The sequence below is a fragment of the Nitratireductor sp. GZWM139 genome, assembly GCF_030068685.1.
GTDB lineage: Bacteria > Pseudomonadota > Alphaproteobacteria > Rhizobiales > Rhizobiaceae > Nitratireductor > Nitratireductor aquimarinus.
This window is the reverse complement of the sequence record NZ_JAMQML010000015.1, coordinates 88,603-111,475: the sequence shown is the minus strand read 5'-3', so window position 1 is coordinate 111,475 and position 22,873 is coordinate 88,603. Positions and strand designations below refer to the sequence as shown.

Here is a 22,873-nt window from a genome sequence, read left to right as displayed (position 1 = left end):
GAAACCGTTTTGAACAAGGATGGAATGGCCGTGAGCGTCACAATCGAAGTTACCGAAACACCGGACGAGGCGGCGCTGGCACGGGTGGAAACGGAGCTCGCCGCTTTCAACGACGCCGATGTCGGCCCGTCCGAAAAGGCCACGCTCGCCATCATCGTGCGCGATGAGAACGGCGCCGTGCTTGCCGGCATTTCCGGCTACACCGCCTGGGGCTGGCTCTATATTCAGAAACTGTGGGTGGATGACAGCCTGCGCGGGCAGGGCATGGCCGGGCGCATGCTCGCGGCGGCGGAAGAAGAGGCAGAGCGGCGCGGTTGCTACTCCGCGCTGATCGACACGTTCAATCCCAGCGCCGAGAAGGCGTATACCCGTCAGGGCTATGTGGAATTCGGACGGCTTGAGAATTTCCCGATCGGGCGCAGCCGCATCTTTCTCCAGAAGCGGCTGCCCTCGTCTCACACAAAAATTTAGCGGGCGATCTTCCCGCCGCGCAGCGGCTCGGGCGCGCCCGTCGTCGTCGGGAAGCTGATCGGCAGATCGCGCAGCACGCGCACCGCAAGGAAAGCGAAGCACTCGGCCTCGATGGCGTCGCCACGCCAGCCAACCGTTTCGGCGGGGGCTGCTTCCACCCCGGCGCGTTCGCCCAGCATCTTCATGATGGTCGGGTTGTGCCGGCCACCACCGCACACGATCAGCCGGTTTGGCCGAACCGGCAGAAGATCGAGCGCCTTGCCAACCGCCGATGCGGTGAAGGCCGTCAGCGTCGCCGCACCCGTGCTGGCGTCGAGACCATCGGCCATGGACGCACCGAAGTCGAACCGGTCGAGCGATTTCGGATAGGACGCGGTGAGGTAGGGATGCTTCAAAAGCTCCGCCAGCCGCGCCTCGTCCACCGTGCCCGAAGCCGCCAGCGCACCGTCGCGATCCATGTCGCCAAGCCCCTGCGCCTTGACGAAATCATTGATCGGCGCATTGGCCGGGCCGGTGTCGAAAGCGATAAGCCGGTCCGCACCGTCCCACCAGCTCACATTGGCCACGCCGCCCAGATTGAGCACCGCCGTCTCGCCATCCGTGTCCACGTCCCGCAAGAGGGCTGCATGATAGGCTGCCGAAAGCGGTGCCCCCTGCCCGCCGGCGCGCATGTCGGCCGAGCGGAAATCATAGACCACCGGACAGCCCAGAATGGAATACATCAGGTCGCCGTCGCCGAGCTGCCGCGTCTCGCCGAGACGCCCTTCCTGCGGCGCACGGTGCAACACCGTCTGCCCGTGAAAGCCGACCGCGCCGATATCGGCCATGGTCAGGCCATGGCTCTCCACCAGCTCTCGCACGGCGTGCGCCTGCGCGCGGGTCAGAACCTCTTCCGCCTCGGCGAAGATCGCCGGTTCATCGCCCTCGAAATTCCAGGCCCGCGCCTGCTGCAACGTCTCTTCCAGAAGGTCGCGCGTCGATTGCGGATAGGGTGCCAGCGTGTAAGCGCCGAACGCTTCGATGCGCTCGCCATCCGTTTTCAGAAGCGCCACGTCGATGTTTCCGTCGAGTACGGTGCCGGTCATCAGGCCGACGGCCCAGACAGGCTCAAATCCTTCAGCCATGTGCGTTCCTATCCTGCGTTCATGCAATCGCCGACCGCCTGTCGCAGCGCAGCGATGCCGCTGTCGAAATGCCGGGTCGGATGTATGCGGTTGGTGAGAAGGGTCCACGCAAGGCCATTGTCGAAATCGACCCAAAGCCCGGTTCCCGTGAAACCCGTATGCCCGATCGTGCCGGCGCTGGCCAGCGCCCCGCCGGGCCAGTTGTCATATGGCCGTTCCCAGCCATGGGTGCGTTTTTCGGAAAGCGGCGTGCGCATCAGCGCCACCGTCTCATCCCCATCGGCATCGCCTGCAAAAAGCCCTGCCGCGAAATCGAGCACGGCGTCGGCCGTGCCGAACAGTCCGGCATGCCCCGCGCCCTCAAGCGCTGAACAATTGTCGTCATGCACCTCGCCGCAAAGCACCCGGTGCCGCCATGTGCAGTCCTCGGTCGCCGCCGTCTTTTCCGGATCGGCGGCAAAGGCGAAGCCCGGCCCCGGATCGAATGTCCGCAGTCGCTTGCCTTCAAGCCGCTCCAGCGCGAAGCCGAGCAGAATGAAATTGATGTCGGAATAGACCGACGGGCCTTTTTCCCAGCGCCGCTGGAGAATGAAGGCGCGCAGCAGGTCCGCATCGCGGCCATAGGTGTAGATCGGCTCCACCGCCGGAAACGGCGTCTGGTGGCCGAGGCACTGGCGAAATGTCACCTGCCGCTCCCATGCGCCCGGATCATACTGGCGCAGATCCGGCAGAAGCGTGGTGAGCGGCGAATCGAGATCGATCACGCCCTCTTTCGCCAGTTCCAGAATGCGCGTGGTGGTGAAGATAACCTTGGTCAGCGATGCAAGATCGAACCAGGTGTCGGTGCGCATTTCACGCTCATGCGGCACGCGCTGCGCATAACCGGTGGCACGCACCATGCGCCCGCCATCCCGGTCGATCACGCCGAGCACCCCGCCGGGAATGCGCCCCGCCTCCACCGAAGCGTTCAGCAGGGAAAAGGCGCGCTCGAAGCGTGGCGCAGAGGCAGGCGTGTCCGTCATGCTCATGCCTCCGCCCGCGCCATGTGGTCGGAACCAAAACTCTGCCAGTTGGCCGGTTCCGGCTCGAAGCCCAGTGGCCGCACCAGCGACGGCACCTGCCGCGTGTCCACCTCAAAGGTCTCTTTGCGCCGGTCGACGCTCGGCACCGCCGAGATCAGCCGTTTCGTGTAGGCGTGTTTCGGATCGGAAAGAACCGACGCCGCATCACCGATCTCGACGATCTGCCCCGCATATACCACCGCGATGCGGTGCGCGATGCGCTCCACCACCGCCATGTCGTGCGAGACGAAGAGATAGGCGAGGCCGAACTCGCGCTGCAGGTCCACCAGGAGTTCCAGCACCTTGGCCTGCACCGAAACGTCGAGCGCCGAGACGGCCTCGTCCAGCACCACTACGGACGGGTTGAGCATCAGCGCGCGGGCGATGCAAAGGCGCTGCCGCTGGCCGCCGGAAAACTCGTGCGGATAGCGCTCCAGCGCATTCTCCGGCAGGCCCACCCGGTCGAGCAGCATGCGCATGCGCGCCTGCGTTTCACCGTTCAGCCCGCCGCCGGCGGCAATCACCGGCTCGGCCAGAATGCTGTCCACCCGAAGCCGAGGATTGAGCGAGGCATAGGGGTTCTGGAACACCATCTGCACCGGCTTGCTGCTCTGCCGCGCCGCGCCATTCGTGTTCGCGGAAAAGGTGCCGCGCGTCGGCTCGACCAGCCCCAGAATGGCGCGCGCCGTGGTCGATTTGCCCGAGCCGCTTTCGCCGACAATGCCCAGCGTCTCACCCGGCATCAGGTCGAAATCGACCCCGTCCACCGCATGAACCGCACCGGTCTGCCGGCGCAGGAGACCACCGGTCACCGGAAAGCGAACCGTCAGCCCCTCCACTTTAAGCGCCGGCGCGGCGCTTGGCTCGTCGGCACGGCGATAGTCAGTACGTGTGGCGCGGCCGGCCTCGAAATGGGGCACGGCGCTCAGAAGATGCTTCGTATAGGGATGCTGCGGCGCATCGAGCACCGCGTCGAGCGGTCCCTGCTCCACCGCCTCGCCATTCTGCATCACCATCACCTTGTCGGCGATGCCGGCCACCAGCCCGATGTCATGGGTGATGAAGATCATGCCCATGCCGGTCTCGCGCTTCAGCTCGGCGAGCAGCGCCATGATCTGCGCCTGCACCGTCACGTCGAGCGCCGTGGTGGGCTCATCAGCGATCAGAAGACGCGGATTGCACGACAGGGCCGTGGCGATCATCACGCGCTGGAGCATGCCGCCGGAGAGCTGGTGAGGACAATATTTCAGGCGTCGCGCGGCATCGGGAATGCGCACCCGGTCAAGCGCGTCCTTCGCCGCTTCCCGCGCCTGCCGGCCGGTCAGGCCGCGATGCAGGCGGAACGATTCCTCGATCTGCTCGCCAATGGTCAGAACCGGATTGAGCGAGGTCATCGGCTCCTGGAAGATCATGCCGATCTCGCCGCCGCGGATCTTCGTCAGCTCCTGCTCGCCGGCTGCTGCCAGATCGAGCGTGCTGCCGTCCTCGCGCCGGAACCGGATGGACCCGTCGATGATGCGGCCGCCACCGAAATCCACCAGCCGGTTGATCGACAGCGCGGTGACGGATTTGCCCGAACCGCTTTCGCCGACAATGGCCAACGTCTCGCCGGCAGCGAGATCGAAGCTCACGCCATGGACGATTTCATTGTCTTCTGGCTTGCGGCCAAAACCGACGCGCAGGTTTGAAACGGACAGAAGCGATGTCATGCGACCGACCTCCGCGTCTTGGGATCGAGAATGTCGCGCAGCGCATCCCCCAGAAGATTGAAGCCGAGAATGCCGATCATGATCGCAATGCCCGGGAAGATCAGGAGCCAGGGCGCCATCTCCATCAGATTGCGGCTGTCGGCGAGCATCAGGCCAAGCGACGAGGCCGGCGGCTGCGTGCCGAGGCCGAGAAAGCTCAGGCCCGCTTCCGTCAGAAGGCCCCATGCGAGCGCCAGCGTCACCTGCACCGTCAGCGGCGCGACGAGGTTCAGCATCAGATGGCGCGTCAGAATGTAGTTACGGCTCGAACCGAAGGTGCGCGCGGCGTCCACGAAGTCGCGCGTCTTCAGGGAGAGCGCCGGCCCGCGCACCACACGGGTGAAGATCGGCGTGTAGACGATGGCGATGGCCATCACGCTGGTCCAGGTGCCCGGCCCCACGATTGCGATGATGAGCAGCGCCAGAAGGATCGCCGGGAAAGCCAGAAGCACGTCCATGAAACGCATGATCGTGCCGTCCCACCAGCCGCCGAACCACGCGGCCGCAAGACCGAGCACAATGCCCGCCACAGCCGCCAGCGCCACCGAGGCGAAAGCGACGATGAAGGACTGGCTGATGCCCAGCATCAACCGGCTCGCCACATCGCGGCCGAACAGGTCCGTGCCCATCCAGTAGGTCGCGTCGGGCGCATGCAGACGGTCGACGCGGAACTGCATCAGCGGGTCATGCGGCGTGATGCCGAGAAGCCCGAGAATGGCGATGATGATGTAAAGGCCAACGATGGCGCCGCCGATGCGGCCGCTCGAATGGCTGAAAATGGCGCGCAGCAACTGCATCACTTGCCCCCCAGCCGAATGCGTGGGTCGAGCACCGCATAGGCGAGATCGACCAGAAGATTCACGATCATGAAGTTGAGCGCGATGAACAGGACCGAGCCCTGCACCAGCGCGTAGTCGCGCTGGAGAATGGCGTCGAGCACCATGCGCCCGAGGCCCGGCAGCGCAAAAATCTGTTCCACGATCACCGCGCCGCCCAGGAGATAGCCGAACTCGACGCCGCTCAGCGTCACCACCGGGATCAGCGCGTTGGGCAGCGCATGCCGCCAGATCACCTTGCGCGCCGGCACGCCCTTGGCGCGCGCGGTGCGGATGTAATCGTCGCTCAGAATGTCGAGCATGGCCGAGCGCGAAATGCGCGTCACGGCGGCGGCGAAGGCGAAGCCCAGCGTCAGCGCCGGCAGGATCATCTGCCCCAGATTGCGCAGCGGATTTTCAAGGAAGGGCGTGAACTCGCCCATGGCCGGCAGCACCCCGAAGCCCACCGACAGAACATAGATCGCCAGAAGCGCGAACACGAAGTTCGGCGTCGACTGGCCGATCATCGCGAAGATGCGCACGGCGAGGTCCGAGGGCTTTTCATTGCGCGTGGCGGCGAAGATGCCCGCCGGAAGACCGATGGCGAGCGCGATGACCATGGAGAGAAGCGCCAGTTCCAGTGTCAGCGGAAAGCGTTCGAGAATCACGTCGAGCACCGGCTTGCCGAAGGTCACGGACACGCCGAGATCGCCCTGAACCGCACCCGCAAGCCAGCGCCAGTACTGGGTGAACCAGCCCTGATCGATGCCGAAATAGGCCTCAAGCGCTGCGCGCTGATCGGGCGTCAAAAGCCCGGCCTCTGTTCCCAGCATGGCGGTGATGGCGTCGCCCGGCACCAGCCGGATCGAGACAAAGACGAGGATGGACACCCCGAGCATGACCAATGGAAAGGTCATCAGCCTTCGGGCCAGGTAATTCATGAAGCTTCCACTCCGTGTCCTTCTAACTGCAATCGTCTTGTGCCGTGGGGTTGAGGGCCGCGCCCTTCATGCCGCCCCCGTGGTTCGACAAGCTCACCATGAGGGCTGGGGATCAGTTCTCACATTGAGGACCTTGGCCCCGGCACTCTGAGGGTTTGAACCAAACACCACACATCTCATACGCCTCCGGTACCGACCTGCAGATCATTGCAGGGTGACGGGCCATCAATAGCCCTCATGGTGAGCTTGTCGAACCACGAGGGCGCTGGGCGGAGCCGCATCAAATTCTCATGTTTCAAGCGCGACAGGGCGCCAGGCGCAAACGGGGCCGCACCTGAACGTGCGGCCCCGCCTGGCAATCACTCGCCGACCGTTACCTCGGTCAGGCCGAACAGCGTGCCGGTCGGGGAAGGCACGAAGCCGCCCACATTCTTCTGCTGCGCGGTGTAGGTGTAGCCCGTGTAGAGCCAGATCCACGGCGAAACCTCGGCGAGATGCGTCTCGAACTTGGAGAAGATCTCCTTGCGCTTCGCCGGGTCGGTCTCTTCGCGGCCCTCCTGCATCAGGCTGTCCAGCGTGTCGTCGATATAGTTGGCGACATGCTGCAGGTTGCCTGCCTTGGTCCAGTAGCGGTTGTACATGGAGAACGGATCGGCGCGGCCGCCATTCAGAGCCACCGCCATGTCGAAATCACCCTTCAGCCAGGTATCCACATAGACGTTGAGCTCCATCATCTTGATGTCGAGATCGATGCCGATCTCGGCAAGCTGCGACTGGATCACCTGTGCTTCGGCAGCGGCTGTGGGCGGCTCGCCCGTGGCTGCGATCACAGTTGCGGAAAAGCCGTCTGCATATCCGGCCTCGGCCATCAGCGCCTTGGCCTTCTCGACATCGCGCTCATAGCAGAACAGCGAAGCCGGGTCCGAGCGGTAGGCCGGCATGGTCAGCGGGCCGGTCACGGCGCCCTCGCCCAGAAGCGCTGTATCAAGCACGTCCTGACGGTCGATGGCGCAGGAGATGGCCTGACGCACGGCCAGTTCCGTCATCGGCTCGCGCGACGGGTTCAGCTGCAGCACGTGATAGGCCAGAACCGGCGTGCGGCTCAGTTCGAGGCTCGCCTCGTTCGGCACCAGCGTGGCCACGAGCGGATCGTTGATCAGCGCGAAATCCACCTGCTTGGTGCGCAGCGCCGCCAGAATGGCGGTCTCGTCCGGCAGAACGGAAATGTTGATGCCGTCGACCTTCACCTCGCCGCCGGCCCAGTCCGGGTTGGCGCTCAGAACCTCTTTCTGGTTCGGCTCCCAGCTGTCCAGCTTGAACGGGCCGGAGCCGATCGCCTTCGTGCCGATCGTGCCGGCCTCGATCTCGCTCGCCGGAGCAACGGCGGCGTTGATGCTCGTCATCGCCGTCAGCATCGGAACGTCCGGCTGCGACAGGTTGAAGACAACGGTCGTCTCGTCCGGCGTGTCGATGCTCTCGATGGAGGTGAAGTTGGCGCGGGCGGCAGCGCCCGTCGCTTCGTCCAGAATGCGCTGGAAGGAAGCCTTCACGTCAGCCGACGTCACCTTTTCGCCGTTCTGGAACTGCGCATCGCCATCCAGCTTGAAGGTCAGCGTCTTGCCATCCTCGGAAAACTCCCAGCTCTCGGCCACGGCCGGAACGATCTGCAGCTCGGCGTCGAGACGCACCAGCGGCTCATAGACCAGTTCCAGAAGCCGAAGCGACGAGAAGGCCGTCTGCTTGTGCGGATCGAGGCCCGTCGCATCCTGCGACCAGGCCATGCGCAGCGTCTCGGCCGCAGCCGGCGCAATTGCCGTCGTTGCGCCGAGCGTTGCCGCGAGCGCCACCGACGCTGCAAAATTCTTCATCAGAGTTTTTCCCATGATCATCTTCCTCCGAAAGCGATTGATGCCAGCGGCCTTTCGACGGACCGCATGAATACCTGCTTCACTTGATGGCCGTCTGGCCCTGCCTGTCGTTTATTGCCTTGCGCAGAAAGCCGCCAGCCTGCTCGAGCGCCGCGCGCGCCTCCTCCACATCCATGTCCGTCAATGCGATGAAGATCGCGAGCTTCACATCATTGCCACTCTGGCCCAGCAGCGTCTCGGCCTCGTCCGCCGAGCAGCCCGTTGCCTCCATGACAATGCGCGATGCACGCGCCAGAAGCTTCTGGTTGCTGATGTTAACGTCCACCATCAGGTTCTGATAGATCTTGCCGATGCGGATCATGCTCGCCGTGGAGAGCATGTTGAGGATGAGCTTCTGCGCCGTACCCGATTTCATCCGCGTCGAGCCGGTCAGGATTTCCGGCCCCACCACGGGCGCGATGGCGATGTCGGCAATGGCGCCGATGACCGAATCCGGGTTGCACGAAAGCGAAACGGTTTTCGCACCGGTCTCGCGGGCGTAGTTCAGACCGCCGATCACATAGGGCGTGCGGCCGCTCACCGCGATGCCCACCACGACATCCCTGTCGGTGAGCGCCAGATCGACAAGCGCCTGCCGTCCCTGTTCCGGGTCGTCTTCCGCGCCTTCAACGGCGTGCCTCAGCGCATGGTCACCGCCGGCGATCACCCCGGTCACCATGTCTTCGGGCACGCTGAAGGTGGGCGGGCATTCCGAAGCGTCGAGCACGCCGAGCCGGCCGCTCGTGCCAGCGCCCATATAGATCAGCCGGCCACCGTTCTGAAACGCCTCGACGATGCGGTCGACGGCTTCCGCGATCTCCGGGATCACCTTTTCGACGGCCAGCGGCACGTCTTTGTCTGCCGTGTTGATGAGTTTGAGGATTTCGGTCGTCGGCTGCAGATCGATCTGCATCGTGTCGGGGTTGCGTCCTTCCGAAACGAGCTTTTCCAGCTCCGACATAAGCGTCTGCGCGTTCATAACGTCTCCCGAAATCGCCTTCCGGCGCGCGGTCTCACCGCTTTCGCCGGTCTACTCGCCTTTCAGAAGTGTTAAGATTGAAAATTCCAAGAGTCAATTACAGTTAGGAATAATCTATTCCTGTCCGGATGCACGGAAACCCCGACCGGACCGGCTCTCCCATGAGAGCTGGCCCGCCGGTTCAGGTACAAAATGACCGTCTGGAAACAGGATGGCGGGGTGCCGGCGCTACCCCCCGGAAGGAGGAGGCCGGCGTCCGATTCAGCCTTCGCGCAGCGCCGTGATGCGTTTCACCATGCCTGCGGTTGCGGCATCGCGATCGGCAGCGTCCACCTTGCCCTCGACCACGGGCAGGAGTTCCGTGGCGAGCTCCTTGCCCAGCTCCACGCCCCATTGGTCGAAAGCGTTGATGCCGAAGAGCTGCGCCTCGACGAAAACCCGGTGTTCATAGAGCGCGATCAGGCGGCCAAGCGCATAGGGATCAAGCTTGCGGTAGAGAACCGTCAGCGACGGCCGGTTGCCGGTGAAGACCCGATGCGGCGCGATCCGCCTGATCTCGTCTTCGGGGAACCCCTTGTCCAGAAGCTGCGCTTCGGCCTCGGCCAGCGTGCGCCCCTTCATCAGGGCTTCAGCCTGCGCAAGACAATTGGCCACCAGCAAATCGTGATGGTGCTGCAGGCCAGCCTCATGGCCTTTCGCCGCCAGCATGAACTCCACCGGAATGATGTCGGTGCCCTGGTGCAGAAGCTGGAAGAAAGCGTGCTGGCCATTGGTGCCCGGCTCGCCCCACACCAGCGGCCCGGTGGGCGTGATGACCGGCGAACCGTCGAGCCGCACGCCCTTGCCGTTCGATTCCATATCGAGCTGCTGGAGATAGGCCGGCAGCCGCTCAAGGCGCTGGTCATAGGGAATGATCGCGCGGGCCGGATAATCGCACACCACACGATGCCAATAGCCGACGAGACCAAGAATAGCCGGCAAATTTTCTCTGAGCGGTGCGGATTTGAAATGCCGGTCCATGGCTTCCGCACCGGCGAGCAGACGGCGGAAATCATCAGCGCCAAGCGCGATCATGATCGGCAGGCCAATGGCCGACCACAGCGAATACCGCCCGCCGACCCAGTCCCAGAATCCGAACACGCGCGCCGGATCGATGCCGAACTCCGCCACCTTGTCGAGCGCGGTGGAAACGGCGGCGAAATGATCGCCCGTCGCCGACTGCCCGAGCTTTGCGGCGACCCATTTCTGCGCCGTGCGGGCATTGGTCATCGTCTCGATGGTCGTGAAGGTCTTCGAGGCGATGATGAAGAGCGTGGTCTCCGGATCGAGCCCCGACAGCGTGTCGGCAATATGCGCGCCATCCACGTTGGAGACATAATGAAGGCGCGGCCCGTCATGATAGGGCGAGAGCGCCCGCGTCACCATGACGGGGCCAAGGTCCGAGCCGCCAATGCCGATGTTCACCACATCGGTGAAGGCCTTGCCGGTCGCGCCATGGATCGCGCCCGAACGCACGCCGTCGGCAAAAGCGTCCATCGCCCCCAGCACGGCGCGCACATCCGGCATCACGTCATCGCCGTCATTGTAGACAGCACCGCCGGAGAGCGCGCGCAGAGCCGTATGCAGCACGGCGCGGTCCTCGGTGACGTTGATGTGTTTGCCGGCAAACATATCGTCCCGCGCCTGCTCCAGCCCGGCAGCCTCGGCAAGCTTGAGGAGCAGCCCCACCGTTTCCTCGTCCACTGCGGCGCGCGAATAATCCAGCGTCAGATCGTCGAGAGCGAGCGAGAAGCGGGCAAAACGATTCGGGTCGGAATCAAAGGCGGCGCGCATATCCATGGGCGCGGTTTTCCCGCGATGCTCCTGAAGCGCAGCCAGCGCGGTTTCGAATGCCGTGTCCAAGGGGGCCCTCCTGCAAAAAGAAACGCGCCTCTTTTATCAGACAAAATGAGGCGGCACAGGGGGTTGCTGGCATCCATCAATTTCTTTGTTGGAACAATCAATTGTACCAGGGTTGACATGCATTGCCCCAAGGTTACGCTCCGCCCCGGAGAGGAAAACCATATGTCAGCCAGAAACGACACCGCCCTCTGGACCGGTCTGTTCAAGATTTCCCCCGAATCGGGACAGACGCTCCAGGCACAGATCCGCCAGGCCATCGTGTCGGCAATTCTCGATCGCCAGATCGCCCCTTCCATGCCGCTTCCATCCTGCCGCATTCTCGCGGAAAAGCTGGGTGTTGCGCGTGGTACGGTGGTGCTGGCCTTCCAGCAGCTCGTCGATCAGGGCTTCCTGATCGCGCGCGAGCGCCGCGGTCACTTTGTCAATCCAGAAGTGCTGGCCGCGCCCCCGCGCCCGCCGCGCAAACAGGGTGGCAAGGATGGCGTGAACTGGGGCGAGCGGTTCCAGATTCTGGCCAGCGAAATGCCCGAGCCGCGCAAGAACGAAGACTGGATGAAGGCCTCTTATCCTTTCGTCTATGGGCAGTTCGATCCGGGGCTTTTCCCGACCGCCGAATGGCGCGAATGCAACCGCATGGCGCTTGCCGTTCTGGAGATTCGCAACTGGGCGGCCGATATGGTCGACCGTGACGACCCGCTCTTGATCGAGCAGATCCAGGCGCGGCTTCTTCCGCGTCGCGGCATCTTCGCCAATCCCGACGAGATCCTGATCACGCTCGGCTCGCAGCACGCGCTTTACATGCTCGCCACGCTGCTCATGAGCCGTGGCAAGAAGGTGGCTGTCGAAAACCCCGGCTATCCCGACGCGCGCTCCATCTTCCAACTCGCCGGCGCACAGATCGCACCGGTTCCCGTCGACCGGCAGGGCATCGACGTGGCGCAGATTCCGGAAGATGCAGACTTCGTTTTCGCCACGCCGAGCCATCATTGCCCGACCATGGTGCCGCTCAGCCAGGCGCGCCGCGAAGCGCTTCTGGAAGGGGCGGAGCGCAATGACTGGATCGTCATCGAGGATGATTATGACAGCCAGCTCGCCGACGAGCGCCCGCAGGCAGCCCTCAAGGGGCTCGACCGCACGGGCCGCGTTGTGCATCTGGGCTCCATGTCCAAGACGCTCGCACCGGGCCTGCGCATGGGCTACATCGTTGCCCCGGCTGACCTGATCGCAGAACTGCGCGCCTTACGCCGCTTCATGCTGCGCCATCCGCCGGCCAACAACCAGCGGGCCGTGGCGCTGTTCCTGTCGCTTGGCCATCACGACACGCTGGTGCGACGCATTTCTGCAGCCTTCGAGGAGCGGCGTGAAAAGCTTTATCAGGCTGTCGGCGACATCCTGCCGGACTGGAACGCAGCCGACATTCGCGGCGGCACCTCGCTCTGGCTCGAAGGCCCGCCCGGACTGGACACTGTGGCCCTTGCCAAATCGGCTGCCCGACGCAGCGTTCTGATCGAGCCCGGTGCGCGCTTCTTCATTGACCGCCCGCGCGCAACACAGTTCATGCGGCTTGGCATTTCGTCCATCGCGGCCCAGCAGATCGAGCCCGGCATCCGCGAGCTCGCAGCAGCCGCTTCCGCCGAACATCGACGCGCCGCTGCATAACCGCAGACAAAGGCCCCTCCCGGTTTCCGGGACGGGCCTCTTTCAAAAGACTGCCAGCGCCATTCCCGCCAGCGCGCACAGCACCACCACCACCCATGGCGGGGCCTTCCACACAGTCAGAAGCAGAAAGCCGACCGCCGCCAGCGCAAAGTCTGCCGGTGCAAGGATCGCCGTGGTCCAGAGCGGATCGTAGAGAGCCGCCGCCAATATGCCGACCACCGCCGCATTCGTGCCCATCATCGCCGCGCGCGCCGCATCGAACTGGCGGAAACGATCCCAGAAGGGCGCAACGCCCATCAAAAGCAGGAAGCCCGGCAGGAAGATCGCGACAAGCGCGATTGCAGCGCCGGCCACGCCCGTGGGCGGCATGTGCAGAACCGCGCCCAGATAGGCCGCGAATGTGAAGAGCGGTCCCGGCACGGCCTGCGCCGCGCCGTAGCCGGCAAGAAACGCATCCTGCGGGACCCAGCCGGGCTCTACCACGCCCGCCTCAAGAAGCGGCAGCACCACATGCCCGCCGCCGAACACCAGCGCGCCCGCACGATAGAAGGTGTCGAACACGGCAAGCCCCTGCGTCATCTGCCCTGCCAGCGGCAGACCGAACAGCAGAAACGCGAAAAGGGAAAGGCAGATGATCCCGGCGCGCTTCGACAGCCCGAAGGCCACCGTCTGCCCAGCCTCACCGACCTTATCCCGGCACAGCCACCAGCCAAGCAGCGCGCCAGACAGAATGGCCGCAATCTGCGCGAAGGCGCTGGCCGCTAACGTCACCAGAACAAGCGCTGCAAGCGCGATGCCTGCGCGCTCGCGGTCCGGGCAGAGCGACCGCGCCATGCCCCACACCGCCTGCGCCACCACGGCCACCGCCACGATCTTCAGCCCGTGCAACAGCCCCGCGCCGAGCGGATTGTCGAGCGCACCCGCAAAAAGCGCGAACGCAAAGAGAAGCAGGGCCGAAGGCAGGGTGAAGGCCGCCCACGCGGCTGCCGCCCCCATGGGGCCTGCCCGCAGGAAACCCAGCGCAAAGCCCACCTGGCTGCTCGCCGGACCGGGCAGGAACTGGCACAGCGCAACAAGATCCGCATAGGCCTTTTCGTCCAGCCATTTGCGCCGCACCACCAGCGCGTCGCGGAAATAGCCGAGATGCGCGATGGGGCCACCGAACGAGGTCACACCGAGCTTGAGAAAGACGCGGAAAACCTCTCCCGCCGTTCCCTTTGCCTCTGCCCCTGTTCCGCCCCGCACGTCGCTGTCGCTCATTGTTCCACCTGATGTCTCGGCCGATTCGATGTCGCATAATCGCGGCACATGTCACCTGCAAGACAAGACTGGTCACCCGCAAGACAACACTGCCGACGCCCGCGCGGATGGACAAGACGCAAGCAGTGGGTTAGCCAGATTGAGACATGATTTCAGGAGGGACGCGCCATGGCCATGGTCATCGAAGGTGAAGAACGCATCGAAGCGCCGGTGGAAACGGTCTGGCAGGCGCTGAACGACCCGGATGTGCTGAAAGACTGCATTCCCGGCTGTCAGGAACTGGAAAAGACGTCGGACACCGAGTTCGAGGCAATCGTCGCCCTTAAGATCGGCCCGATCAAGGCCAAGTTCAGCGGCGCGGTTGAGCTCACCAATCTCAACCCGCCGCACTCCTACACGATCAGCGGCGAGGGCAAGGGCGGCGTGGCCGGTTTCGCCAAGGGCGGCGCCGATGTGTCGCTCAAGGAAGACGGCCCGGACGCCACCATCCTAACCTACAGCGCCAAGGCCGATGTCGGCGGCAAGATGGCCCAGCTCGGCAGCCGCCTCATCCAGTCGACCTCCAAGAAGCTGGCCGGCCAGTTCTTCTCCGACTTCAACACCCGCGTCACCGGCGACGACACGGAAGAAGCCGAAGCGCCCTCAGCGTGAGGACGCTTTTTCGTTCTGGAGATTTCCTGATCGAGCGGGTCGTTGTTTCAGTGAAACGCTGCCCGCTCTTTCTCTTTTGCACCTGAATACGCAAGGGCGCATGAATAAATGTCAGGCGCGGGCAACTGACTAGCAAGATGCCCTAGCCCTTGAACACGGGCTTGCGCTTTTCGAGGAACGCCGCAACGCCTTCGCGGTAATCGTCCGAGCGGCCGGCCTCGCGCTGCAGTTCGCGCTCCAGCTCCAGCTGCGCGTCGAGAGAGCTTCCCGGCGCGGCGTGGATCGCTTTCTTGATCAGGCCATAGGCCTGCGTCGGACCGTGCGCCAGCTTGGTCACCAGCGCTTCGGCCTCTTCCATCAGGGCTTCGTCTTCCACGGCACGCCAGATCAGGCCCCAGTTCGCAGCATCTTCCGCCGAGAGCGGCTCGCCCGTCAGCGCCAGCGCCTTGGCGCGCGGCTCGCCCAGAATGCGCGTCAGAAACCATGTGCCGCCGGAGTCCGGCACCAGCGCGATTTTTGCGAATGCCTGGATGAACTTCGCCGATTTCGCCGCCAGCACGATGTCGCATGCCAGCGCGATGTTCGCGCCGGCGCCGGCCGCAACGCCGTTCACCGCGCAGACGATGGGCTTGTTCATGCCGCGCAGCTTGCGCACCAGCGGATTATAGAAATTTTCGATCGTATAGCCGAGGTCCGGCTTGCTTTCCATCTTGGCCGGATCGCGATCGCCCAGATCCTGCCCGGCGCAGAAGCCGCGCCCCGCGCCCGTCAGAAGCACCGCACGGCAGCCCTCATCCGCAGAACAGGCTTCCAGCGCGTCCCGCAGCGCCACATGCTGCGCTTCGTTGAAAGCGTTGAGCTTTTCCGGCCGGTTCAACGTAATCCGATGCCAGCCATCAAGGCGCTCATGGAGAATGGTTTCGTTGTTGTCGACGCTCATGCTGCAACCTCCAGAGCAAATGGCAAGCAATTCGCAGAGCATCCCGTGCACGCCCGAACGGGCGTGCGGTGCTCCCTGATGGCGGTTACGTTACACAGGCGACCGCTTTGTTCAATCGCCCGTAACGCATTATTCCCCTAACGCATTAATCGAAGACGATGGCCGGGGCCTCGTCCGCCGCGCTCTGCATGGCCGCTGCCAGCTGCGTCTGCACCTTAGCGGCGATGTCCCTGTAGACCTTCGCCTGCGCGCCCTCCGGGTTCGACGCCACAACGGGCGTTCCCGCATCCGAGGTTTCGCGCACATCCATCGTCAGCGGCACTTCGCCAAGGAACGGAACGCCAAGCCGCTCCGCCTCGTTCTTCGCGCCGCCATGACCGAAGATGTCGTAGCGTGCGCCCGTATCGGGGGCGAGGAAGTAGCTCATATTCTCGACGATGCCGAGCAGCGGCACATCCACCTTGCGGAACATGTTCAGCCCCTTGCGCGCGTCGATCAGCGCCAGGTCCTGCGGCGTCGAGACGATTACCGCGCCGGCCAGCGGCACCTGCTGCGCCATGGTCAGCTGTGCGTCGCCCGTGCCGGGCGGCATGTCGACCACCAGCACGTCCAGTTCGCCCCAGGCCACGTCGCGCAGCATCTGCCGCAGCGCCGAAACGACCATCGGGCCGCGCCAGATCATCGGCGTGTCTTCCTCGACAAGGAAGCCCATGGACATGACCTTCACGCCGAACGCCTCCATCGGCTTCAGCGTCTTGCCATCGGCGGTTTCCGGCTTTCCCGTGAGGCCGAGCAGACGCGGCATGGAAGGCCCGTAAATATCCGCATCGAGAATGCCGACCCTGAGCCCGAGCGTCTTCAGCCCCAGCGCCAGATTGACGGCGGTGGTGGATTTGCCGACGCCGCCCTTGCCGCTGGCGACGGCGACGATGGCCTTGATGCCCGGCACATCCTGCTTGGCCGGCTGCTGACCGGCTTGTACGGCGGGGCCACCCGGCATCGGACGCTGGGGTGCCGGTTTCGGACGCGGCGGTGGTGTGGCGCCCATGCCGCCGCCCTGCTTCTCGGCTGTCAGCGCCACCACGGCGCCCTTGACGCCCGGCAGCGACTTCACGGCGTTCTCCGCCGCCTGCCGCAGAGGCTCCAGTTCCTGGGCGCGGCTCGATGGCACGGTGATCGAGAAGAACACCTTGCCGTCGGCGATGAAAATCTCCGAGACGAGCCCGAGCGAAACGATGTCGCCCTCCAGATTCGGCCCTTTCACGGACTTTAAGCGGTCGATGACGGTCTGTCTGTCGAGAGTCATGTGCACGTGCCTTTGCTTTTTCTCCCAGATAAAGCAGATGGGTTCGATGGCCAAGAGAGGCAAATCGACCGACCCCGTAATGCAGCATTGCCAAACCGCCCCATCACGCTCTGCAAGATGGGCGCTCTGCAAGATGGATTGCCCGCAGCGCGGCTGCGCTGTAGCGTCGGCGCATGATCGACAAGCTGGAATTCTTCATCGCGCTCGCCAGGGAGCAGCATTTCGGGCGGGCGGCAACGGAGCTCGGCGTCACGCAGCCAACGCTCTCAGCCGCCATCAAGCAGCTGGAAGACCAGCTCGGCGTCATGCTGGTTCAGCGCGGATCACGCTTTCAGGGCCTCACGCCCGAAGGCCAGCGCGTGCTGGAATGGGCGCGGCGCATCGTTGGCGACACGCGCACCATGCGCGCCGAGATGAAGGCTGCGCGGCGCGGTCTTGCCGGCCATGTGCGCATCGCGGCGATCCCCACCGCGCTCGCCATGCTGCCCGAACTCACCACGCCCTTTCGCGACAAACACCCCGAGGTGACCTTCTCGATCATCTCGCGCACCTCGCTGGAAGTTCTCTCGCTTCTGGAGAATTTCGAGATCGACATCGGCATCACCTATCTCGACAATGAGCCGCTCGGCCACGTCGCTGCCGTACCGCTCTACTCCGAGCGCTACCAGCTCATCACCGCCGCAAAAAGCCGGATGTCCGACCGCGAGAGCGTGACCTGGAAAGAGGTGGCCAACCTGCCGCTTTGCCTTTTGACGCCGGACATGCAGAACCGCCGGATCATCAACAAACACCTGGAAGAAGTGGGGGCGACGGCCCACCCCACGCTCGAATCGAACTCGATGATCGTGCTGTTCTCCCATATCCGCACCGGGAAATGGGCCTCGATCATGCCGCTCAACCTGGCCGAAGTTCTCGGCTTCTCCGAGCCGATCCGCGCCATTCCCATCGTCGAGCCCGACGCCAGCCACCTGGTCGGTCTGGTCGCCGTCAAGCGTGAACCGCACACGCCGCTCGTCTCCGCCCTGCTCTATGAAGCGGGCCTTCTGGCCGAGCGATACGGCGAGCATCGATAGAAATTTTCTATCGTCTGACGGATATGCTATATTGATCCTTCACACGGGATTTGTTTCTCCTCCAGAACGAGCATCGTTAGGGAGGGCGCTGCGAGATGCAGCAAGCACGTACCGAAATCACTTCCGCCGTCGAGGTCATTATCGACCGCTGGAAGAACGAAGAGGGCCCGTTACTCCCCATTCTCAATGGGATTCAGCGGGAACTCGGCCATGTGCCGCGTGAAAGCCTGCCCATCATCGCCGAGGCCCTCAACCTGACACGCGCCGAAGTTTATGGCGTCGTATCGTTTTATCACGACTACCGCGAGAAGCCGGCAGGCCGTCACGTGCTGAAACTGTGCCGGGCCGAAGCCTGCCAGTCGATGGGCGGCGATGCGGTGGCCGAGAAGCTGCAGAAGCTGCTCGGCATCAAGTTTCATGAGACCTCCGCCGATGGCGCGGTGACGCTGGAGCCTGTCTATTGCCTCGGTCTGTGCGCCTGTGCGCCCTCCGCCATGCTCGACGGCGAGGTGATTGGCCGGCTGGATGAGGCGCGGGCCGAGGAAATCGCAGCAGAGGTGCGGGCATGACCATCAACATCTACATTCCGCGCGATGCCGGTGCGCTGGCGCTGGGCGCCGAAAAAGTCGCTGCCGCCGCGCGTGAGGAAATCGGGAAACGCGGTCTCGACGCGAAGATCGTTCGCAATGGCTCGCGCGGCATGTTCTGGCTTGAGCCCATGGTCGAGGTGGAAACCGCCGAGGGCCGCGTGGCCTATGGGCCGGTGAAGCCCGGCGACGTGGCGGGCCTGTTCGACGCCGGCCTGATCGAAGGCGGCGCGCACGACCTCTCCCTCGGCAAGCCCGAGGAAATCCCCTTCCTTGCAAAGCAGACCCGGCTGACCTTCGCCCGTTGCGGCATCATCGATCCGGTCTCGCTTGAGGACTACGAAAAGCATGGCGGCCTGCGAGGCCTGCGCAACGCACTTGAAAAGACGCCGCTCGGCATCGTCGAGGAAGTCACCGAATCCGGTCTTCGCGGCCGTGGCGGAGCAGGCTTCCCGACCGGCATCAAGTGGAAGACGGTGCACGACACCGACGGCCCACAGAAATACATCGTCTGCAACGCCGACGAAGGCGATTCAGGCACCTTCTCCGACCGCATGATCATGGAAGGCGATCCCTTCGTGCTCATCGAGGGCATGACGATTGCCGGCATCGCGACGGGCGCGACCAGGGGCTATGTCTACCTGCGTTCGGAATATCCCAATGTTCACCGCATCCTGAACGAGGCCATCGACGCCGCCCGCGCCGCCGGCATGCTCGGCAAAAGCGTGCTCGGCTCGAAATACGCCTTCGACATGGAAGTGCGCGTGGGCGCCGGCGCTTATGTCTGCGGTGAGGAAACGGCGCTGCTCGACAGCCTGGAAGGCAAGCGCGGCCAGGTCCGCGCCAAGCCGCCGCTGCCGGCGCATGAAGGCCTGTTCGGCAAGCCGACCGTCATCAACAATGTGATCTCGCTCGCCTCCGTGCCGATCATTCTCGACAAGGGCGGGGCCTATTACCGCGATTTCGGCATGGGCCGTTCGCGCGGCACCATTCCGATCCAGATCACCGGCAATGTGAAGCATGGCGGATTGTTCGAGGCAGCCTTCGGCATGACGCTCGGCGAGCTGGTGGACGATATCGGCGGCGGCACCGCCACGGGCCGTCCCGTGCGCGCCGTGCAGGTGGGCGGTCCGCTCGGCGCTTACTGGCCGCGCGACCTGTTCGACACGCCCTTCGACTACGAGGCGTTCGCCGCCAAGGATGGCCTCATCGGCCATGCCGGCATCGTGGTCTTCGACGATACGGTCGACCTTCTGAAGCAGGCGCGCTTCGCCATGGAGTTCTGCGCCGTGGAAAGCTGCGGCAAGTGCACGCCCTGCCGCATCGGCTCGACGCGCGGTGTCGAAGTGCTCGACCGGCTGAAGCAGGGCATCGCGCCCGAAGAGCAGATCGAGACCGTGACCGATCTCTGCAACACGATGAAGTTCGGATCGCTGTGCGCACTGGGTGGCTTCACGCCCTACCCTGTCATGAGCGCACTGACCCATTTCCCGGAAGATTTCCGCCCCGCGCCCGTGCGCGAAGCAGCGGAATAGGAGGAAACCCATGTGCGGAACTCAAGAACGTGGAACCGACAAGCGTTTCGTAGAAGAAATCGACTACGGCACACCCGCTGTCCGCTCTGACAAGACGGTAACGCTGACCATCGACGGCCAGTCTGTCACCGTTCCGGAAGGCACCTCGATCATGCGCGCCGCGCGCGAGGCCGGCATCGCCGTGCCCAAGCTGTGCGCCAACGACATGGTCAAGAGCTTCGGCTCCTGCCGTCTCTGCCTTGTCGAGATCGAGGGCAAGGGCGGCACGCCGGCATCGTGCACCACCCCGGCCATGGACGGCATTGCCGTCAACACCCGGACCGACCGCCTCAACACCATCCGCCGCGGCGTGATGGAACTCTACATGTCCGACCATCCGGAAGACTGCGCGGCCTGCGCCATGGGCAATTGCGAGATGGCCAACATGGCCGAGAGCGTTGGCCTGAAGCAGAACCGCTATGGCGATGAAGGGGCAAATCACCTCGAACCCTCGCCGATCGGCGAGCATGGGGTGAACTTCAAGGAACTGGACGTTTCCAACCCCTATTTCGCTTACGATCCGTCCAAGTGCATCGTCTGCTCGCTGTGCGTTCGCGCCTGTGAGGAGCAGCAGGGCACCTTCGCCCTGACAGTGGAAGGCCGTGGCTTCGAAAGCCGCATCACCGCCGGCATGGATGAGCCCTTCCTCCAGTCGGAATGCGTTTCCTGTGGCGCTTGCGTGCAGGCCTGCCCCACCGGCGCGCTTCAGGAAAAGTCCATCATCGAGATGGGCATGCCCGATCATTCCGCCGTCACCACCTGCGCCTATTGCGGCGTTGGCTGCTCGTTCAAGGCAGAGATGAAGGGCGAGGAAGTCGTCCGCATGGTGCCCTACAAGGATGGCAAGGCCAATCGCGGCCACTCCTGCGTGAAGGGCCGCTTCGCCTATGGCTACGCCACCCACAAGGACCGCATCCTCAACCCGATGATCCGCGAAAAGATCACCGACCCGTGGCGCGAAGTGTCCTGGGAAGAGGTCTACGCCCATATCGGCAGCGAGATCGGCCGTATCCAGGAGAAATACGGCAGGGCCGCCGTCGGCGGCATCACCTCGTCGCGCTGCACCAATGAAGAGACCTATCTCGTTCAGAAACTGGTGCGCCAGGGTTTCGGCAACAACAATGTCGACACCTGCGCCCGCGTCTGCCACTCGCCCACCGGCTATGGTCTGAAAACCACCTTCGGCACCTCTGCCGGCACGCAGGATTTCGATTCGGTCGAGCATTCCGACGTGGTTCTGGTCATCGGCGCAAACCCGACCGACGGCCACCCCGTGTTCGGCTCGCGCCTGAAGAAGCGCCTGCGCGAGGGCGCAAAGCTGATCGTCATCGACCCGCGCCGCATCGAGCTGGTGCGCACGCCCCATGTGGAGGCGAGCTACCACCTGCCGCTGAAGCCCGGCACCAACGTCGCCGTGCTGACCGCGCTTGCCCATGTGATCGTCTCCGAAGGCCTCTTCAACGAAGCGTTCATCCGCGAGCGCTGCGACTGGGACGAGTTCCAGGACTGGGCGAGCTTCGTGCTCCAGCCGGAAAACAGCCCGGAAGCCATCGAAAAGATGTCCGGCGTTTCGGCGGAGCTGATCCGCGGTGCGGCGCGTCTTTACGCCACCGGCGGCAATGGCGCGATCTATTACGGCCTCGGCGTCACCGAGCACAGCCAGGGCTCCACCACAGTCATGGCCATCGCCAACCTCGCCATGGCCACCGGCAATATCGGCCGGCCGGGCGTGGGCGTGAACCCGCTGCGCGGCCAGAACAACGTGCAGGGCTCCTGCGACATGGGCTCGTTCCCGCACGAGATGCCAGGCTACCGCCACATCTCCGAGGATGCGACCCGCGCGATCTATGAGAGCCTGTGGGGCGTGAAGCTCGACAATGAGCCGGGCCTGCGCATTCCCAACATGCTCGACGCCGCCGTCGAAGGCACCTTCAAGGCGCTTTACGTGCAGGGCGAAGACATTCTCCAGTCCGATCCCAATACGCATCATGTGGCGGCCGGTCTGGAAGCGATGGAATGCGTCATCGTTCACGATCTCTTCCTGAACGAGACCGCCAACTACGCCCACATATTCCTGCCGGGTTCGACCTTCCTTGAGAAGGACGGCACCTTCACCAATGCCGAACGCCGCATCAACCGCGTCCGCAAGGTGATGGAGCCCAAGAACGGCTATGCCGACTGGGAGGTCACGCAGGACATGGCCCGTACGCTGGGTCAGGACTGGAACTACACGCATCCTTCCGAGATCATGGCCGAAATCGCGGCCACCACGCCAAGCTTCGCCGGCGTGACCTATGAGCTTCTGGAAAAGGAAGGCTCGGTCCAGTGGCCGTGCAACGAGAAGGCCCCCACCGGCACGCCCGTCATGCATATCGACGGCTTCGTGCGCGGCAAGGGCAAGTTCGTGCGCACCGCCTATGTGGCCACCGACGAGAAAGTCGGTCCGCGCTTCCCGCTGCTGCTCACCACCGGCCGCATCCTCTCGCAATACAATGTCGGCGCACAGACGCGCCGCACGGAGAATGTCGTCTGGCATGAGGAGGATCTGCTTGAGATCCATCCCTTCGACGCCGAGACCCGTGGCGTTCGCGAGGGCGACTGGGTGAAGCTCAAGAGTCGCTCCGGCGAGACCAGCCTGCGCGCCACCATCACCGAGCGCGTTGCGCCGGGCGTCGTCTACACCACCTTCCACCACCCGGCCACGCAGGCCAATGTGGTGACGACCGAGTATTCCGACTGGGCCACCAACTGCCCCGAATACAAGGTCACGGCGGTGCAGGTTGCCCCGTCCAACGGTCCGTCCGAGTGGCAGGAAGACTACGAGGAGCACGCGCGCCAGAGCCGTCGCATCGTGCATGTGGAGGCGGCGGAATAA

Annotated in this window: 18 protein-coding genes; 7 read left to right on the top strand and 11 right to left on the bottom strand. The window is 64.1% G+C overall.

The genetic code is table 11. From position 1 onward, the window contains the following. Positions 1 to 24: 24 nt before the first annotated feature. The gene (locus NDI72_RS17600; RefSeq protein WP_502888426.1) at positions 25 to 471 is read left to right on the top strand and encodes a GNAT family N-acetyltransferase; all 447 of its coding nucleotides are present in this window, start codon (positions 25 to 27) and stop codon (positions 469 to 471) included. On the opposite strand, the gene NDI72_RS17595 is transcribed toward NDI72_RS17600, so the two are convergent. The 8 genes from NDI72_RS17595 to pgi form a co-directional block, all read right to left on the bottom strand. Next, positions 468 to 1,595, bottom strand: a complete 1,128-nt coding sequence (locus NDI72_RS17595; protein ID WP_283801179.1) for an anhydro-N-acetylmuramic acid kinase — start codon at positions 1,593 to 1,595, stop codon at positions 468 to 470. The two genes, NDI72_RS17600 and NDI72_RS17595, sit on opposite strands and share 4 nt — an antisense overlap. Before the next feature lie 8 nt (positions 1,596 to 1,603). Beyond that, complete coding sequence (locus NDI72_RS17590) at positions 1,604 to 2,617, bottom strand: serine hydrolase domain-containing protein (RefSeq protein ID WP_283801178.1); 1,014 nt, start codon at positions 2,615 to 2,617, stop codon at positions 1,604 to 1,606. Between the two features lie 2 nt (positions 2,618 to 2,619). Then, a complete protein-coding gene (locus NDI72_RS17585; protein WP_283801177.1) occupies positions 2,620 to 4,365 on the bottom strand; it encodes an ABC transporter ATP-binding protein in 1,746 nt (581 codons plus the stop codon). Next, positions 4,362 to 5,201 (bottom strand): ABC transporter permease, encoded by an 840-nt coding sequence (locus NDI72_RS17580; RefSeq protein ID WP_065816583.1) that lies wholly within the window; start codon positions 5,199 to 5,201, stop codon positions 4,362 to 4,364. Before NDI72_RS17580 ends, NDI72_RS17585 begins: the two co-directional genes overlap by 4 nt. Then, on the bottom strand, positions 5,201 to 6,160 hold the full coding sequence (locus NDI72_RS17575; RefSeq protein ID WP_113153785.1) for an ABC transporter permease: 960 nt from the start codon (positions 6,158 to 6,160) through the stop codon (positions 5,201 to 5,203). Before NDI72_RS17575 ends, NDI72_RS17580 begins: the two co-directional genes overlap by 1 nt. A 359-nt stretch (positions 6,161 to 6,519) precedes the next feature. Continuing rightward, on the bottom strand, positions 6,520 to 8,028 hold the full coding sequence (locus NDI72_RS17570) for an ABC transporter substrate-binding protein (RefSeq protein WP_502888425.1): 1,509 nt from the start codon (positions 8,026 to 8,028) through the stop codon (positions 6,520 to 6,522). Positions 8,029 to 8,107: 79 nt separating this feature from the next. Next, the gene (gene murQ / locus NDI72_RS17565; RefSeq protein WP_283801174.1) at positions 8,108 to 9,046 is read right to left on the bottom strand and encodes an N-acetylmuramic acid 6-phosphate etherase; all 939 of its coding nucleotides are present in this window, start codon (positions 9,044 to 9,046) and stop codon (positions 8,108 to 8,110) included. A 261-nt stretch (positions 9,047 to 9,307) separates the two neighbouring features. Then, positions 9,308 to 10,948, bottom strand: coding sequence for a glucose-6-phosphate isomerase (gene pgi / locus NDI72_RS17560; RefSeq protein WP_283801172.1), 1,641 nt, complete (start codon positions 10,946 to 10,948; stop codon positions 9,308 to 9,310). A 162-nt stretch (positions 10,949 to 11,110) separates the two neighbouring features. On the opposite strand from pgi, the gene pdxR reads away from it, so the two are divergent. Further along, on the top strand, positions 11,111 to 12,607 hold the full coding sequence (gene pdxR / locus NDI72_RS17555) for a MocR-like pyridoxine biosynthesis transcription factor PdxR (RefSeq protein ID WP_113153782.1): 1,497 nt from the start codon (positions 11,111 to 11,113) through the stop codon (positions 12,605 to 12,607). A gap of 42 nt (positions 12,608 to 12,649) precedes the next feature. Here pdxR and chrA read toward each other — a convergent pair whose 3' ends face one another. Then, complete coding sequence (gene chrA / locus NDI72_RS17550) at positions 12,650 to 13,867, bottom strand: chromate efflux transporter (RefSeq protein WP_283801171.1); 1,218 nt, start codon at positions 13,865 to 13,867, stop codon at positions 12,650 to 12,652. A gap of 168 nt (positions 13,868 to 14,035) precedes the next feature. On the opposite strand from chrA, the gene NDI72_RS17545 reads away from it, so the two are divergent. Then, a complete protein-coding gene (locus NDI72_RS17545; protein ID WP_283801170.1) occupies positions 14,036 to 14,518 on the top strand; it encodes an SRPBCC family protein in 483 nt (160 codons plus the stop codon). Positions 14,519 to 14,660: 142 nt separating this feature from the next. On the opposite strand, the gene paaG is transcribed toward NDI72_RS17545, so the two are convergent. Together paaG and NDI72_RS17535 are read right to left on the bottom strand one after the other, a co-directional pair. Then, positions 14,661 to 15,458, bottom strand: a complete 798-nt coding sequence (gene paaG / locus NDI72_RS17540; RefSeq protein ID WP_283801169.1) for a 2-(1,2-epoxy-1,2-dihydrophenyl)acetyl-CoA isomerase PaaG — start codon at positions 15,456 to 15,458, stop codon at positions 14,661 to 14,663. 145 nt (positions 15,459 to 15,603) lie between these two features. Continuing rightward, entirely contained in the window at positions 15,604 to 16,764 is a 1,161-nt protein-coding gene (locus NDI72_RS17535; protein WP_206553371.1) for an Mrp/NBP35 family ATP-binding protein, read from the bottom strand. Positions 16,765 to 16,937: 173 nt separating this feature from the next. On the opposite strand from NDI72_RS17535, the gene NDI72_RS17530 reads away from it, so the two are divergent. From NDI72_RS17530 to fdhF, 4 genes are all read left to right on the top strand, one after another. Continuing rightward, positions 16,938 to 17,837, top strand: coding sequence for a LysR family transcriptional regulator (locus tag NDI72_RS17530; protein WP_283801166.1), 900 nt, complete (start codon positions 16,938 to 16,940; stop codon positions 17,835 to 17,837). 95 nt (positions 17,838 to 17,932) lie between these two features. After that, positions 17,933 to 18,406: a formate dehydrogenase subunit gamma gene (locus NDI72_RS17525; protein ID WP_113153776.1), complete on the top strand. Its 474-nt coding sequence runs from the start codon at positions 17,933 to 17,935 to the stop codon at positions 18,404 to 18,406. Then, complete coding sequence (locus tag NDI72_RS17520) at positions 18,403 to 19,959, top strand: formate dehydrogenase beta subunit (RefSeq protein ID WP_206546570.1); 1,557 nt, start codon at positions 18,403 to 18,405, stop codon at positions 19,957 to 19,959. Before NDI72_RS17525 ends, NDI72_RS17520 begins: the two co-directional genes overlap by 4 nt. A 10-nt stretch (positions 19,960 to 19,969) precedes the next feature. Beyond that, positions 19,970 to 22,873 carry a formate dehydrogenase subunit alpha gene (gene fdhF / locus NDI72_RS17515; protein WP_283801165.1) on the top strand — a complete coding sequence of 968 codons (2,904 nt, stop codon included), beginning with the start codon at positions 19,970 to 19,972 and terminating at the stop codon, positions 22,871 to 22,873.